At 72.9% G+C, this 15,880-nt stretch carries 13 protein-coding genes; 6 read left to right on the forward strand and 7 right to left on the reverse strand.

Translation table 11 applies throughout. The features are described from left to right. The first annotated feature begins 72 nt into the window (after window positions 1–72). From HDA32_RS10070 to HDA32_RS10080, 3 genes are all read left to right on the forward strand, one after another. Window positions 73–1,842, forward strand: coding sequence for an ABC transporter substrate-binding protein (locus tag HDA32_RS10070; RefSeq protein ID WP_179642939.1), 1,770 nt, complete (start codon window positions 73–75; stop codon window positions 1,840–1,842). 90 nt (window positions 1,843–1,932) lie between these two features. Beyond that, entirely contained in the window at window positions 1,933–2,946 is a 1,014-nt protein-coding gene (locus HDA32_RS10075) for an ABC transporter permease (protein ID WP_179642940.1), read from the forward strand. A gap of 99 nt (window positions 2,947–3,045) precedes the next feature. Then, window positions 3,046–4,935, forward strand: coding sequence for a dipeptide ABC transporter ATP-binding protein (locus tag HDA32_RS10080; RefSeq protein WP_179642941.1), 1,890 nt, complete (start codon window positions 3,046–3,048; stop codon window positions 4,933–4,935). A gap of 92 nt (window positions 4,936–5,027) precedes the next feature. Here the strand turns inward: HDA32_RS10080 and HDA32_RS10085 are convergent, their stop codons facing one another. The 4 genes from HDA32_RS10085 to HDA32_RS10100 form a co-directional block, all read right to left on the reverse strand. Further along, a complete protein-coding gene (locus HDA32_RS10085; RefSeq protein ID WP_179642942.1) occupies window positions 5,028–6,455 on the reverse strand; it encodes a threonine/serine exporter family protein in 1,428 nt (475 codons plus the stop codon). A 332-nt stretch (window positions 6,456–6,787) separates the two neighbouring features. Beyond that, entirely contained in the window at window positions 6,788–7,480 is a 693-nt protein-coding gene (locus HDA32_RS10090) for a response regulator (RefSeq protein WP_179642943.1), read from the reverse strand. Between the two features lie 136 nt (window positions 7,481–7,616). Further along, complete coding sequence (locus HDA32_RS10095) at window positions 7,617–8,855, reverse strand: sensor histidine kinase (protein ID WP_179642944.1); 1,239 nt, start codon at window positions 8,853–8,855, stop codon at window positions 7,617–7,619. A gap of 277 nt (window positions 8,856–9,132) precedes the next feature. Next, entirely contained in the window at window positions 9,133–9,945 is an 813-nt protein-coding gene (locus HDA32_RS10100) for a RecB family exonuclease (RefSeq protein WP_179642945.1), read from the reverse strand. Window positions 9,946–10,082: 137 nt separating this feature from the next. Here HDA32_RS10100 and HDA32_RS10105 point away from each other — a divergent pair, with 137 nt between their 5' ends. Then, complete coding sequence (locus HDA32_RS10105; RefSeq protein WP_376766950.1) at window positions 10,083–11,252, forward strand: site-2 protease family protein; 1,170 nt, start codon at window positions 10,083–10,085, stop codon at window positions 11,250–11,252. A 10-nt stretch (window positions 11,253–11,262) separates the two neighbouring features. Here HDA32_RS10105 and HDA32_RS10110 read toward each other — a convergent pair whose 3' ends face one another. Then, the gene (locus tag HDA32_RS10110; RefSeq protein ID WP_179642946.1) at window positions 11,263–11,736 is read right to left on the reverse strand and encodes a hypothetical protein; all 474 of its coding nucleotides are present in this window, start codon (window positions 11,734–11,736) and stop codon (window positions 11,263–11,265) included. Window positions 11,737–11,803: 67 nt separating this feature from the next. Further along, on the reverse strand, window positions 11,804–13,093 hold the full coding sequence (locus tag HDA32_RS10115) for a helix-turn-helix domain-containing protein (RefSeq protein WP_179642947.1): 1,290 nt from the start codon (window positions 13,091–13,093) through the stop codon (window positions 11,804–11,806). Between the two features lie 213 nt (window positions 13,094–13,306). Here HDA32_RS10115 and HDA32_RS10120 point away from each other — a divergent pair, with 213 nt between their 5' ends. Then, window positions 13,307–13,711 (forward strand): hypothetical protein, encoded by a 405-nt coding sequence (locus HDA32_RS10120; protein WP_246334285.1) that lies wholly within the window; start codon window positions 13,307–13,309, stop codon window positions 13,709–13,711. Window positions 13,712–13,883: 172 nt separating this feature from the next. Here the strand turns inward: HDA32_RS10120 and ppgK are convergent, their stop codons facing one another. After that, the gene (gene ppgK / locus HDA32_RS10125) at window positions 13,884–14,657 is read right to left on the reverse strand and encodes a polyphosphate--glucose phosphotransferase (RefSeq protein ID WP_179646595.1); all 774 of its coding nucleotides are present in this window, start codon (window positions 14,655–14,657) and stop codon (window positions 13,884–13,886) included. Between the two features lie 208 nt (window positions 14,658–14,865). Between ppgK and HDA32_RS10130 the strand changes: the two genes are divergently transcribed. Then, window positions 14,866–15,843, forward strand: a complete 978-nt coding sequence (locus tag HDA32_RS10130; RefSeq protein WP_179642948.1) for a tRNA (adenine-N1)-methyltransferase — start codon at window positions 14,866–14,868, stop codon at window positions 15,841–15,843. The last annotated feature ends 37 nt before the right edge of the window (window positions 15,844–15,880 follow it).

Here is a 15,880-nt window from a genome sequence, read left to right on the forward strand (position 1 = left end):
GGGCGCACCGGCCCCCACAAGGGGCCCGCTCTTCGGAGAACCCATCCCGCAGCCCGCGAGAAAGGCAGATCATTGAGAAAACGTGCGTTGGGGTTCGTCGCGCTCGGCGCGGCCTCGGCCTTGCTGCTGTCCGCCTGCGGCGGTGACGGCGGCGGCGACGGCGGCGGCGGCGGTTCGGCCGACGTCGCCTACGACCAGGGCACCACCGAGATCGTCAACCCGTCGGACCAGCAGGGCGGGACGCTGCGCTACGCCATCTCGGCCGACTTCGACTCCCCGGACCCCGGCAACACCTACTACGGGTTCAGCTGGAACTTCAGCCGGTACTACGCGCGTACCCTGCTCGCCTACAACAGCGAGCCGGGCGAGGCGGCGACCGAGCTGGTCCCCGACCTCGCCGTGGACCTGCCCGAGTCCAACGACGACGGCACCGAGTGGACGGTGGAGATCAAGGAGGGCCTCACCTACGAGGACGGCTCCGAGATCGTCGCCGAGGACATCAAGTACGCCATCGCGCGCAGCAACTTCGGCGACCAGGCGCTGCCCAACGGCCCGAAGTACTTCAGCGACCTGCTGGCCGACAGCGACGACTACGAGGGCCCCTACGCCAACGCCAGCGACCCGCTGGCCGGCTTCGGCGGCGTCGAGACCCCGGACGACCACACGCTGGTCTTTCACCTCAGCAAGCCGTTCTCGGAGTTCCCCTACATCCTGATCCAGCCGCAGACCGCCCCGGTCCCGGCCGAGGCCGACACCGGTGAGCAGTACCAGAGCCACGTGCTCTCCTCCGGCCCCTACAAGTTCGACGGCGACTACGAGCCCGGCAGCCACCTCAACCTGGTGCGCAACGAGGAGTGGGACCCCGAGTCCGACCCGGTCCGCCCGGCGCTGCCCGACCGCGTGACCGTGGAGCTGGGCGTCGAGCAGAACGAGATCGACCAGCGCCTGGTCAACGGCGAGCTCGACGTCGACCTGGGCGGCACCGGCCTGGGCCCGGCGATGAAGGGCCAGGTCGTCACGGACGATTCGCAGAAGCCCTACCTGGACAACCCGCCCACCGGCGCCCTGCGCTACTTCAACGTCAACACCGTCGTCGAGCCGCTGGACGACCTGGCCTGCCGCCAGGCGATCATGTACGCGGCCGACCACGAGGCGATCCAGCGCGCCTGGGGCGGCGAGATCGGCGGCGAGATCCCGACCCAGATCATGCCGCCGCAGCTCCCGGGCGCCGACGACAGCATCGACCTGTACCCCTCCGAGGACAACCAGGGCGACGCGGACAAGGCCAGGGAGAAGCTGGAGGAGTGCGGCGAGGACGACGGCTTCAGCACCGGCCTCGGCGTCCGCGGCGACCGCCCCACCGAGGTCGCGGCCGCCGAAGCGCTGCAGCAGTCGCTGTCGGAGGTCGGCATCGACATCAACATCGAGCAGTACCCGTCGGACACCTTCACCAACACCCAGGCGGGCTCGCCGGACTTCGTGCACGACAACGAGATGGGCCTGAGCGTCTACGGCTGGATCCCCGACTGGCCCAGCGGCTACGGCTTCATGAGCAAGATCGTCGACGGCGACTCCATCGTCGACGCGGGCAACTCCAACATCTCCGAGCTCGACGACCCGGAGATCAACGAGCTGTTCGACCAGGTCGTCGAGACCGAGGACCCGGCGGAGCGGTCCGAGATCTACAGCCAGATCGACCGGCTGGTGATGGAGAACGCCGCCATCCTGCCGGGCGTGTTCGAGAAGTCGGTGACCTACCGTCCGGAGAACCTGACCAACGTCTACTTCCACGCGGGCTACGCCATGTACGACTACATGGCGCTCGGCACCACGAACGAGTAGACCTCGCCTCGACCAGTTGAGATAGGCAGGTGAAGGCGGCGGACCCGGCCGCGTCCCACGAGGACCGGCCGGGCTCCGCCGCCGGCCACGATGCTGACATACATTCTCCGTCGCCTGGGCGCGGGCGTCCTGCTGCTCGCGGTCGTCACCCTGGTGACCTTCCTCATCTTCTACGTGGTGCCGCGGCTGGCCGGGCAGACAACGGAGCAGCTCGCCACGATGTACGTGGGCAAGGCGCCCACGCCCGAGGCCATCCAGGCCACCATCGACCGGCTCGGGCTGGATCAGCCGCTCGCCCTGCAGTTCTGGGAGTTCGTCAGAGGCATCTTCGTCGGGGCCGAGTACCAGTTCGGCCGCGACACCGTGCAGTGCTCCGCGCCGTGCTTCGGCTACTCCTTCCAGAACTACCAGGAGGTCTTCCCCGAGCTCGTCAAGCGCCTGCCGGTGACCTTCTCGCTGGCCCTCGGTGCGGCCGTCATCTGGCTCGTCGGCGGCGTGGCCGTCGGCATCCTCTCCGCCATCAAGAAGGGCAGCATCTTCGACCGCATCGCCATGGGCGTCGCCCTGGCCGGGGTCTCCCTGCCGATCTTCTTCACCGGTCTGCTGTCGCTGGCCTTCCTGGTGCACGCCTGGGACCTCTTCCCCAACGCCGACTACACTCCCTTCACGGAGAACCCGCTGGCGTGGGCGTCCGGCCTCATCCTGCCGTGGCTGACGCTGGCCTTCCTGCACGCGGCGCAGTACGCCCGGCAGACCAGAGCGGGCATGCTGGAGACGATGGGCGAGGACTACATCCGCACCGCGCGGGCCAAGGGGCTCAGTGAGCGCACGGTCGTGCTCAAGCACGGGCTGCGCCCCACCCTGACCCCGATCCTCACCATCTTCGGCCTCGACATCGGCCTGGTGCTCGGCGGCGCGGTGCTGACCGAGCAGGTGTTCTCGCTGAACGGCATCGGCCGCTACGCGGTCAACGCCATCGTGCAGAGCGACCTCCCCGTCATCCTGGGCGTGACCCTGTTCGGCGCGTTCTTCATCGTCGTGTGCAACCTCATCGTCGACCTGCTCTACGCCTGGGTGGACCCCCGGGTCAGAGTCGCCGGCTAGCGAGCCGGGGCCCGCCGGGCACGAGCCGGCGGGTCCCGCAGACCAAAAGGACGATCACTCTCCTGCCCCGACGGGCAACCGAGCCGAAGGAAGACGGCAATGACCACACCGGGAACCGGACAGGAACCCGCAGCGAGCACGGGCGCGGCCGTCAGCGTCCGCGACCTCACGATCACCTTCCCGACGATGGACGGCGACGTCCACGCGGTCGACGGGCTGTCCTTCGAGGTGGCTCCCGGTGGCGCGCTGGGCATCGTCGGCGAGTCGGGGTCGGGCAAGAGCGCCACGTCACTGGCCCTGATGGGGCTGCACCGCGGCACCAAGGCCAGGATCACCGGTGACCTCACGGTCGCCGGCGTCGACATCGTCAAGACGGTCAGGGAGTCCGAGGGCAGGGACAAGGACGGCGGACCCCTGCCCCCCAAGATCGTGCAGGCCCCCGACGCCCGGCTCCGGGCGATGCGCGGCAACGACATCGCGATGGTCTTCCAGGACCCGATGTCGTCGCTGCACCCGCAGTACACCATCGGCAACCAGATCATCGAGGCCTACCGCACGCACCGCCCCTCGGCGAGCGTGGGCGAGGCGCGCAAGCGCGCCGTCGACGCGCTGGGCCGCGTGGGCATCCCCGACCCGGACAAGCGGATCAACTCCTACCCGCACGAGTTCTCCGGCGGCATGCGCCAGCGCGTGCTCATCGCCATGGGCCTGGTCTGCGAGCCCAAGGTGCTGCTGGCCGACGAGCCGACCACGGCGCTGGACGTCACCGTGCAGGCCCAGATCCTCGACCTCCTCGACGACCTGCGCCAGGACCTGGGCATGTCGCTGATCCTGGTCAGCCACGACCTCGCGGTCGTCGCCGGGTCGGTCGACGAGGTCCTGGTGATGCAGAAGGGCCGGGCCGTCGAGCGCGGGGACGTGCGCAAGGTGCTGTCGCAGCCCGAGCACTCCTACACCCGGTCGCTGCTGGCCGCCGTGCCGCGGGTCGAGGTCTCGCGCGCCCAGCGCCGGGCCCAGGTCCGGGCGGACCGGGCCGCGGCCAAGGGCGGCGCCGCACCGGCCGAACCGGCCGAGCAGTCGGCCGAGCGGACCGCGGCGCCGGCGGCGCCCCGGGAGCCGGCCGCGGCCTCCCAGGCCGAGCCGCTGCTGAAGGTGTCCAACGTCCGCCAGCGCTTCAAGGTGCGCGGCGGGATGTTCGGCGGCTCCACCGACTTCTACGCGGTCGACGACGTCTCCTTCGAGCTGTACAAGGGCGAGACGCTGGGTGTCGTGGGCGAGTCGGGTTCGGGCAAGAGCACGCTCTCGCGGATGATCATGCGGCTGCTGCGCCCCACCGCCGGCAGCATCGTCTTCGAGGGCCGCGACATCACGCACCTGCCCGACCGGCGGTTGCGCCCGCTGCGCCGCGACATCCAGATGATCTTCCAGAACCCCTACTCCTCGCTGAACCCGAGGCTGACCATCGGCGACAGCATCGGCACCGCGCTGCGGGTCCAGGGGGAGCGCAACACCAAGCTCATCAAGAGCAGGGTGCAGGAGCTGCTGGAGCGGGTCGGCCTGGAGCCCACGCACTACAACCGCTTCCCGCACGCGTTCTCCGGGGGGCAGCGCCAGCGCATCGCGATCGCCCGCGCGCTCATCCTCAAACCCAAGCTGATCATCTGCGACGAGCCGGTGTCGGCGCTGGACGTCTCCACCCAGGACCAGGTGCTGCGGCTGCTGTCGGAGCTGCAGGACGACTTCAACCTGACGCTGATCTTCGTCGCCCACGACCTCGCGGTCGTGCGCCAGGTCAGCGACCGGGTCGCGGTCATGCGCAAGGGCCAGATCGTGGAGATGAGCGACGGCGACTCGGTCTATGAGAACCCGGAGCACCCCTACACCAGGCAGCTCCTGGCCGCCGCGCCGGTGCTCGACCCCGACGAGGCCAGGCGGCACCGGGCCGAGCGGGCCCGGCTGCGCGGCCAGGCCCAGGAGAGCCTCGCCTGAGGCACCCCGGCCCCACACGTCGGCGGACGAAACAGGAAGGCCCTCCCCGCCGGAGCGGGGAGGGCCTTTCGCGCGCGCGGCCGGTGGAGCCGTCAGTACCCGCCCCTGGTCCTGCGGGCGGCGGGGCGGCCGCGGCGGCCGGCGCCGGCCAGGCCGCCACGCTGGAAGGCGCGCACGAGCTCGCCGCCGAGGTTGGCGCCGGCACCCAGCGCCAGGCCCACGGCGACGGCCTCCGACAGGCTGAGCAGACCCGCGACCGGGTCGTCCAGGCTGAGCTGCAGCAGACCCCGGTACAGGATGCTCCCCGGCAGCAGCGGGGCGATCGAGGGGATGATGAAGGGCAGCACCGGGCTCTGGGTGCGCCGCGCCAGCCAGTGCGAGATGACGCCGACGGCCATCGCGCCGGCGACGGTGCCCACGATCGGCGGGACGTCCAGCAAGCCCCGCAGACCGGCGTAGGTCACCCAGATCAGCACTCCCATCAGGCCGATCGCGGGCAGCATGCGGATCGGGACGGCGAGGGAGACCGCGAAGGCCACCGCGATCCCGGCCGCGCCGATGAGCACCGGCAGATCCATGTCGGTACCGGCCGAGGGCAGGTTCTCCAGGTCGATGCCGACACCCAGGCGCACCGCCGTGTAGGCGACGGCGCCGACACCGGAGACGATCGCGCCCAGGGTGAAGAACACCTCCAGCAGCCGCGCCGCCGAGGAGACGTAGCTGCCGCTGATGCCGTCCTGCAGGCTGGAGACCAGCGGGCGCCCCGGAAGCAGGGCCATGATGTTACCGGTGATGACCGCGCCGGCCTGCAGGCCCAGGTCCAGCTCCGAGCTCGCCCACAGCAGCGCGGCGCCGATGCTGGAGGCGATCACCGCGGCGGCGGCCATCTGGTAGAACTCCGCGATGCCGCGCTTGGCCAGGAACACCGAGGCGCGGTCGCCCAGCACGGTCGCCACGAACGCCGCGGTGGCGACGATGAGCTGCCCGCCGACCATGAGGCTGGCGCTGGAGGCGATCAGCCCGAACCCGCTGACCAGCAGCCAGTTGGGGTAGGGCGGGTTGGCCCGCTTGATGGTGCGCAGCCGCGTGATCGCGCCCTCCAGCTCGACCTGGCCCAGCGCGGCGTCCTGCACCAGCGTGTGCAGTTCGCTGACCCGGAAGTAGTCCAGGGTGCGCCGCCGCACGACGCGCTCGCCGGTGATCGGCGGGTGGTCGCCGCCGGGGTGGCAGGACAGCGTGATGGCGGTGAAGGTCACCGAGACCTCGGTGCGCGGCAGCTCGAAGGCCACAGAGAGGCTCAGCATCGCCTCGCTGACGGCCTCCGTCCCCTCGCCGCTGGCCAGCAGCAGCTCGCCGACCCGCAGCACGAGGTCGAGCGCACGCGGATCGGGCAGCTCCACGGCCTCGTCGTCGAGGCCGTCGGCGTGCAGCTCGGACTCCCTGGCCGCGCGCCAGTCCCGCAGCCTGCTCAGCAGATTGTTGTCGTTCAGCGGGGCCGGCCGCTGGATTCGCTGCGCCATTGGCGGTTCTGACACCTCCTCGCGAGAGACTCGCTGCTCGGACCGGGCACGGCCGCAAGGACACCCGGATCGGTCATGGGACCACATACCCCCTGTGCGCCGGGCATGCTCAGAGGCCCGTGCGCACGGGAGAAAGTGGGAGTGGGGGCGCCCGCATCGGCGGCGCCACACGGTGAGACGTGTAGGGAAACGCTCGGGTTGACCGGCTCCGTCCTCACCCGGAGGTGAACTCCGTCACGGCGCCGACCGAGGCGGGGCGCCGGCCGGTCCGGCCCGCGCCGTCCGGCGCGGAGGCGGCGCAGGGCCGCGGAAGCCGACCGGCGGCGGCCGCGTCAGGGATGCGCCTCGTCGGCCTCGCCGGGGTGCACGATCCCGGTCTCGTAGGCGTAGACGACCGCCTGCACCCGGTCGCGCAGGTCGAGCTTTGTGAGGACGTTGCCCACGTGCGTCTTGACCGTGGTCTCGCTGACCACCAGGTGGCGCGCGATCTCGGCGTTGGACATGCCGCGCGCCAGCAGCCGCAGCACCTCGCGCTCGCGCTCGGTGAGCCGCTGCAGGCCGGGCTCCGGCGCCCGCCTGGTCGAGGGCAGCTTGGCGGCGAAGCGGTCCAGCAGCCGCCGGGTGACGGTCGGGGCGACGATCGCGGCGCCGTCGGCCACCACCCGGATCGCCGAGACCAGCTCGTCCGGCGGAACGTCCTTGAGCAGGAAGCCGCTGGCTCCGGCGCGCAGCGCCTCCACGACGTACTCGTCCAGGTCGAAGGTCGTCAGGACGAGGACGCGCACCCGCTGCCCGGCCCCCGAGGCCCAGGCGAGGATCTCGCGGGTGGCGTCGATGCCGTCCTTGCCGGGCATCCGGATGTCCATCAGCACCACGTCGGGCAGCAGCCGCCTGGTCGTGGCCAGCGCGTCGTGGCCGTCGGCGGCCTCGCCGACGACCGAGACCTCGGGTTCGGACTCCAGGATGAGCCGGAAACCCGTCCGGAGCAGCGGCTGGTCGTCGACGAGCAGGACGCGAACGGACATGGGGACGATTGTCCCCGATCAGGAGAGGCGGTGGGGCGTGCGGCCCCGCCCCCGGCCGGATCCGGCCGGAAGGCGCCAGAGGGCGGGGCCGGTGCCGCCTCCGGGCGGTCGGCCGCCCGGCCCCGCGTGCCAAGGGTCAGCTCCCGGCCGGGCCGCCCGACTCCAGGGGGACCCGGGCGCGCACCGAGAAGCCTCCCGCCGGCCGGGGGCCCGCCTCCAGTTCGCCGCCGAACAGCGCGATCCGCTCGCGCATCCCCAGCAGGCCGTGCCCCGGCTCGTCCCCGCCCCTCGCGTCCGCGAACGGGCCTGCGCCGTCGTCCTCGACCTCCACGCGCACCGCCCGGTGCTCGAAGCACACCCGGACCTCGGTGCGGGTGCGCTCGCCCGCGTGCTTGAGGACGTTGGTCAGCGACTCCTGCACCACCCGGTACAGCGTCAGGTCCAGCCCCGGGGGCAGCGGGACGCGGCACCCCTCGGACCGCAGCGTGACCGCCACGCCGGTCTCGCGCACCTGGCCGACCAGCTCGGTCAGGTCGCCCAGTCCGGGCTGCGGGCCGCGCTGGGCGTCCTCGGTGCCGGACGTACGCAGCACGCCGACGATCCTGCGCATCTCCGACAGCGCCTGCCGGCCGGTCGCCTCGATGTCGGTCAGCGCCTGGCGGGCCCGCTCCGGATCGCGGCCGATGACCCGGCTGCCGGCCGTGGCCTGCACGGTCATCACGCTGACGTGGTGGGCGACGACGTCGTGCAGCTCGCGGGCGATGCGGGAGCGCTCCTCGGCCAGCACGGCGCGGGCGTGGGCGTCACGGGCGCGCTCCAGCCGCTCGGCGCGGGCCCGCAGCTCGGCGACGTGGAAGGCGCGCATGCGTACCAGCCGGCCGATCCACCAGGCTCCGATCAGCCAGCCGACGTAGAAGGCGTAGTCGGGCCAGACCGAGCCCGTCGCCGGTGACAGCGCCGTCGAGGCCAGATCGACCACCAGGCCCGCCAGAAGCCCGATCAGCGAGCGGACCAGGGCGTGGTGGCGGCCGATGGAGTAGGCGGCGATCGCGATGGCGGGCCCGACGCCGCCCCAGGTGAAGAGACCGGCGAGGTCGGCGCCCAGGCCGCCCAGGGCCAGCACGGCCAGCACCGTGAACGGGAGGGAGCGCCGGGCGAAGAGCGCCAGCAGCAGCACGGCGCCGACGATCTCGCTGGCGGGTCGACCGGGCTCGTAGGGCACCCAGCCGCCGGACTCGCCGGCCAGCAGCGCCACGGTCGCGGCGTTGCCCACGGCCAGCAGCGCCACGATGAACGCGTCGGTGAGCACCGCTCCGGACAACAGGATCTTCCGCGCCCGGGCCGCAGCCCCGATCCGCCGCTTCGGCTCCGTCACCCCTCAACGCTAGATCCGGCCCGCCCTGAAAGGCGCCCTTCCCCGGACCGAACCGCCCTCCTACGCACGAACGAGACCGGCCGTTCCCGGCCCAGGCGCTGCGGACGGCGAGCCCGCGGCGGCCACGCGAGAGAATCGCCCACCCGCGCGCAGCTTCCTCCTGGGCGGGTCTTTCCGGTCTCCTCGGGCCGGAGTGGGCGTGTTCCCGCCCGCACGGCCTGCTCTGGGCCGAGGTCCACGATCCTCTGGAGCCGAGGTGCGTGCCCCGGTGGTACACCTAGCCCGTCGGCAGGGGCGGGGGAGTGCCGCCGAACTCGGGACAGTGGGCCTGGTGGTCGCACCAGTCGCACAGCCTGCTCCTGCGCGGCCGCCACTCGCCCGAGCGGGCGGTCGCCTCGATCTCCCGCCAGATCGCCGTGATCTCGGCCTCGGCGGCCACCAGTTCGGCCTCGGTCGGCTCGTACCAGCGCACGCCGCCGTCGCCCAGGTACATCAACTGCAGCCGCGTGGGCACCTCGCCGGTCTCGCGCCAGATCATCACCGCGTAGAAGAAGATCTGGAACTTCGCCTTGTCCTCGTAGCGGGGGCGCGGCGACTTGCCGGTCTTGTAGTCGACGATGCGCACCTGCCCGCCGGGCGCGACGTCGAGCCGGTCGATGTAGCCGCGCAGCCGCAGCCCCGACTCCAGGGTCACGTCCAGCCGCATCTCCCGCTCGCGGGGCTCCAGGCGCTGGGGCAGCTCCATCTCGAAGTAGCGCCGCAGCAGCGCCCGCGCCTCCTCCAGCCACGCCGCCTGCTCCCCCTCGTCGGCGAACAGCTCTCCGACCTCGGGCCGGCCGGCCCGCAGCTTCTCCCACTGCGGCTCCAGCAGGCTCAGCGCCGAACGCGGCGTGCGCACCTCGGCCGGCAGCTCGAACAGCCGCTCCAGCACGGCGTGCACCAGCGTTCCGCGCACGGCGGCCGCGCTGGGCCGCTCCGGGAGCTTGTCGATGACGCGGAACCGGAACAGCAGCGGGCACTGCAGGAAGTCACCGGCCCGCGACGGTGACAGCGCCGGGACCAGCGGGGCGGCGTCGTGCGGGGAGCTCATGGTCATCAAGCCTATGCCGACCGGGTGACTCCGGCACCGGATCCGCTCGGTCCGGGCAACGGGCGGACGCCGGAGCGCACCGGCGCGCACCGCCGTGCGGCGGCGTGTGGCCGGACCGGACCACGTAGCCTGGAGGTGTGACGCAACCAGGCAGCGGAAACCCTTCGGTCCGGCCCGAGCCCGACGAAGCCCGGGGCCGCGGAAGGCGGCCCGGCCTCCTCATGGGGCGCCCCTTCGGCATCCCCGTCCACGTCTCCCCGTCGTGGCTGATCATCGCCGCGATCATCACCGTGCTCTACCAGCCGATGGTCGAGGGCGCGCTGGCGCTGGGCCCGCTGTCCTACCTGGTGGCCTTCGTCTTCGCGGTGCTGCTCTACGCATCCGTGCTCGTCCACGAGCTCGCGCACTCGGTCGTCGCCCGCATGTACGGACTGCCGGTCCGCCGGATCACGCTGTACATGCTCGGGGGCGTCTCCGAGATCGAGCGCGAGCCCCAGACCCCCGGCCGGGAGTTCTGGGTGGCCTTCTCCGGGCCGCTGCTGTCCCTGGTGCTGGCCGCGCTGGGGTTCGTCGGCTACCTGTTCGTCGAACCCGCGACCATCGTCGGCGTGCTCGTCTGGCAGCTGTGGGTGGCCAACCTGCTGGTCGGCGTGTTCAACCTGCTGCCGGGGCTGCCGCTGGACGGCGGTCGGCTGCTGCGCGCCGCCGTGTGGGGCATCACCCGCCGCCCCACGGCCGGGACCGTGGTCGCCGCCTGGGTGGGCCGCGTGCTCGCCGCCTTCGTGATCGCCCTGCCCTTCCTGCACTCCTGGAACCAGGGGACGGCGCCCGACGTGTTCGCGATCCTGTGGGCCGTGCTGCTGGGCTCCTTCATCTGGATGGGCGCCACCTCCTCGCTGCGCGCGGCCCGCTTCCGCGAGCGGCTGCCCAGGCTGCGCGGCCGGCGGCTGGCCCGGCGCCCGGCGCTCGTCCCCGCCGACACCTCCGTCGCCGAAGGGCTGCGCCGGATGGCCGAGGAGGGGGCCGCGGCCATCATCGTCACCGACTCGGCCGGCACGCCGACCTCGATCGTCAACGACTCCGCCGTGGCCGCCGTGCCGAAGGACCGCCGACCCTGGGTCCCGGTGTCCAGCGTCGCCCGCGCCATCACCTCCGGCATCCTGGTCCCCGTCGACCTGGAGGGCGAGGAGCTGCTGGAGGCGCTGCGGGACCACCCCGCCTCGGAGTACCTGCTCGTCGAGGAGGACGGCAGCCCCTTCGGCGTGCTGCGCGCCGCCGACGTCCAGGCCGCCTTCGCCGGGGCCTGACCGGCCCTCGCTACCGGCGGGCCCCCGCCGGCCAGACGACGGTCACCGGCAGCTCCCTGCAGCGGGCGTATTCGACGATGTCGGCGGTACCGCCGAGGCCGCGGGCGGGCTCGCCGTTCCACACGGCGAGGAGCTCGTCGCAGTGGTCGGCCATGTACCGGCCGGCCGCCAGGTGCGCCTCAGGCGTGGACTCCAGGAACGGCAGCCGGTGCACCAGCGCGGCCCCGGCCAGCAGGGCGTCGTAGGCCGGGCGGTGCTCCTGCGGCAGGCCCTCGCGGTAGTACTCCGCGGGGACGATCGCCTCCAGGGTGCCGCCCGCCTCCAGCACCGCGCGGGCGAAGACCGTGTCGGCGCCGTCGGCCAGGCACGACAGCCCCACGAGGGCGGGGCCGAAGGCGCCCAGATGGCCGCGAACGGCCGTGTCGATGATCTGCTCGACCTCCGGGGGCAGCCCCCGGTGCCCGGTGATCGCGATGCGCCGCACAGCACAACTCCTCGGTTCGTCCCGCCCTTCACGACGGGAGCGGGTGCGCCACCCGTTTCCCCGTCTCCTACCCCCGTCCGGCCGGCGGCGACCCTCCTGTCAGCAGCGCGGTGAGCTGCTCGTCCAGCGCGCTCACGCACCGTGCGCGGGGTCCCCGGTACCCGCGGCGGAACCGCCGCACCCGACCGATGATCCGCTCCGAACGGAACGCCGCACCGGTGCGCAGCGCCTCCGAGGCCAGCCGGAACGCCTCGTCCACGTCGCCGGCGTCGGCGTGCGCCGTGGCCAGCTCCACCAGCAGCACCGCGCCCTGCTTGGCGCCGGGCCGGGTGCCCCCGAAGGCGTCGGAGAAGGCGGTGCGGGCGTCGCCGGGGCGGCGCAGCCGCACCGCGGCCAGCGCGCGGTAGCCGGCGACCTTGGCGTCGTCGAATGCGAACACCCACGGCCACGGGGGCGCGGCGTTGTCCGGGCGCCGCACGGCCGCCTCGGCCCGCGCGATCTCGCGGTGCGCCGCCGCGGCGTCGCCCATCCCCGCCCGGCCCAGCGCCCGCACGCAGGCCAGCCACGCCTGGGCGGTCGGGTGCGCGTCGTCGCCCATCCGCCGGCCCGCCTCGACGGCGAGGGTCAGGCCCAGCTCGGGGTCCTCGGCGTCGATCTCGAACGAGGCGAGGCTGCCGAGCATGTAGACGTCCAGCAGGCCGTGCCCCGACTGGCGGGCGCGCTCGACCGCGGTCCGGTAGTAGGAGCGGGCCGAGCCGGCGTCGCCCATGTCGGCGTGCAGCCACGCGGCGAACCCGGCCGCCTCGCTGGCCGCCGCGGCGACGTCGGCGGCGAAGGGCGTGCGGCGCGCCCGCGCCAGCGTCCTGCCCGACAGCTCCAGGTGGGCCACTGCCGCCTTGGCCAGGTCGCGGGCGGGGGACGAGGCGTCCAGCCGCCGTTGTCCCCCGGTGATGGCGCGCAGCGTGAGCGCCGTCGTCTCGTCGATGTCCCCGCAGCCGGGCGCGGCCGGCAGCGGCAGCGCCGTCATGGCGACGGCCTTTCCGAAATCCCTGCGTCGCGTGGGATCCGCCCCCTTCCCCTCACCCGCTGCGCGCACGGCGGCGGGGCGCGGCGGCGCGGTGGGAGCGGGGATGGGCCCCGAGCTCGCGAACCGGAGCAGGTGGACGGGGATGTCCAGCCGATGGGCGACCTGCCGGACCTGGTCGAGGGTCAGGGACTGCTGGCCGTTGACCACCCGCGAGACCCAGCTCTGGGAGTAGCCCACGCTGCGGGCCAGTTCGGCCTGTGACCAGCCACAGGAGAGCCTGATGGCCTCCACGATGGCGGCCATGTCGCACGAAGCCAGTGCGGCGGCCATGGCGGGACGTGTCCAAAACTCCGGCGGTAAAGCGCCGTCACGCTGGGGCATGAGCCTAGATTAGGGACACCACCAGCCCTTCGTGGCTATGTGTAATAAGAATGATGCTATGCGTGACATGCATGGCGCTTTCGCCGAAATACCGCGACGGGGCAGAGTCAAGGGGCCAAAGCCCTTGTTCCGTGGGAAATCTCGCCTGAAGTGGATGCTCCGATGACCCTTGAGACGCCCCCCGCGGGCACCCCCGGACTGGCCGGAGTCGGCCATGATCTTGACTTCGGGGGAAGTGATGCGCCATGGGCGCGCGCACTGCGCGTTCTGACCGCCGAGTTGCAGGCCCGCGGGGTGGACGCGCTCGCCGACGACACGATCGGCGCCGTCGACGCCGCCCTGCGCGGTCCGCTCCGCCCGGGAGGACGCCGCGGAACCCAGCGCGCCGTGCTGCGGCCGCACCGGGGACGGCTGTGGTGGTGGCTGCACGCGTTCCCCGAACACGGTGCGGCCGCCCCGCTGCCGACCCCGCTCGTCCCCGCGGCCGACAGCGCCGCCGCCGCGCGCCGCATCGCACGGATGCTCCGGCGCGCCGGCACCGGCCCTCCGGGCGGGCGGCCGGGATGACTCCGCGCCTGCCCGCCGCCCTTGGCCAGTGGGGGATTTGAAGCTCAGCCACACGGGTTGGCGGTGAACGGGCGGCCCGCCGTGTGGCCGCAGGCCCGTGCGCGGGGTGCCCGGCTCCGCGCGGACCCCCTCCTGCGGTCGGGTTTCAAGACCCCTGAGGCCGGAGCCTCCTTCAAGCCCTCTTCCCGAACCGCTCCATCGCCAGGATCGCGGCGCCGACGATGCCGGCGGTGTTGCGCAGCTTCGCGGCCACGATCGGGGCGCGCAGGTGCAGGTACGGCAGGAACTTCTCGGCGTCGCGGCTGACACCGCCGCCGACCACGACCAGGTCCGGCCACAGCAGGTCCTCCACGACGGAGTAGTAGCGCTGCAGGCGCTCCTCGGCCCACTCCCGGTAGGACAGGCCCTCCCGGTCCTTGACGCTGGAGGCGGCCCTGCTCTCGGCGTCGTGGCCGTCGATCTCCAGGTGCCCGAACTCGGTGTTGGGCACCAGGCGCCCGTCCAGCAGCATCGCCGTGCCGATGCCGGTGCCCAGCGTGGTCATCAGCACCACGCCCTCGGCGCCGGCCGCGGCGCCGAACCGGTGCTCGCCGACCGCGGCGGCGTCGGCGTCGTTGACCACGTACACCCTGCGCCCGGTCTCCTCGGCGAGCAGGCGCCCCGCGTCGAAGCCGATCCAGGACCGGTCGACGTTGGCGGCGCTGCGCGCCACCCCGTGCTGGATGACGGCGGGGAAGGTGACGCCCAGCGGGCAGTCCGGATCGACCTGGTCGAAGGAGCCGGCGATCTCGGCCACCACCTTGGCCACCGCCTGCGGGGACGACGGCTGCGGGGTTGGACTCTTGAGCCGGTCCACCAGGAACGTCCCGGTCCGCAGGTCGACGGGCGCGCCCTTGATCCCGCTGCCGCCGATGTCGATGCCGAGTCCGACCTCGTTGTTCACCATCGCTCGCATGCCTTTCTGCGTTCCCGGGCGGTCCGCGCTCCGCGGTGGGAGCGCCTCTCCCCGTATTCAACCCTCTGAGCGGAGTGCCCGTGTGACCCCGGGCACGCCGGACGGCCGCCCCATTCGCCGATTACAGCGTGGCGGACCAGGGCCGATACGCTTGGCCACTGCTCTTGCGATCCATGATGTGGGGGAGACGAGAACACCAGTGACCGGCATCCACGGCCGCCGCGGACCCTTCGAAGACGGCGACATCGTGCAGTTGACCGACCCGAAGGGGCGGATGCACACCATCACCCTGCGCGCCGGCACGGCGTTCCACACCCACCGGGGCCGCCTGGACCACGACGACCTGATCGGCTCGCCCGAGGGCAGCGTGGTGCGGGCCACCTCGGGGACCGCCTACGTCGCGCTGCGGCCGCTCCTGGCCGACTTCACCCTGTCGATGAAGCGCGGCGCGACCATCGTCTACCCCAAGGACGCCGCGCAGATCGTCGCCCAGGCCGACATCTTCCCCGGAGCCCGGGTGATCGAGGCCGGGGCCGGATCGGGCTCGCTGTCGTGCTGGCTGCTGCGCGCCGTCGGCGAGGAGGGCCTGGTCTCCTCCTACGAGCGCCGCGCGGACTTCGCCGAGATCGCCCGCACCAACGTCGAGCGCTTCTTCGGCCGCCCGCACCCCGCGTGGCGGCTGACCGTCGGAGACCTCGCCGAGTCGGTCGCCGACACCGACGTCGACCGGGTCGTCCTCGACATGCTCGCGCCCTGGGAGTGCCTGGACGCCGTCGCCAAGGCGCTCGTCCCCGGCGGCCTCGTCTGCGTCTACGTCGCCACCACCACCCAGGTGTCGCGGGTCGTGGAGGGACTGCGCGACCACGGGGCGTTCTACGAGCCGGCCGCCTTCGAGACCATGGTCCGCACCTGGCACGTCGAAGGCCTCGCGGTGCGCCCGGACCACCGGATGATCGGCCACACCGGCTTCCTGGTCACCGCGCGCCGGCTCGCCGACGGCGCCCGGGCCCCCGAACGGCGGCGCCGCCCGGCGAAGGGGGCCTACGGCGAGGACTGGGCGCAGCGGGCACCGTCGGCATCACCGGCGCCGCCGGCGCCGTCGGGGGGAGCGCCCCCCGACGCCGGGGCGGCGGGGCCGGCGGACGCGGAGCCGCGGACCGAGTCCGAGCGGGACTGATCCGGGAGCCGGCCGGAGACCGCCGGACCGGCCGCGT

Origin of the sequence: Spinactinospora alkalitolerans, assembly GCF_013408795.1 — a bacterium.
Taxonomy (GTDB): Bacteria; Actinomycetota; Actinomycetes; order Streptosporangiales; family Streptosporangiaceae; genus Spinactinospora; species Spinactinospora alkalitolerans.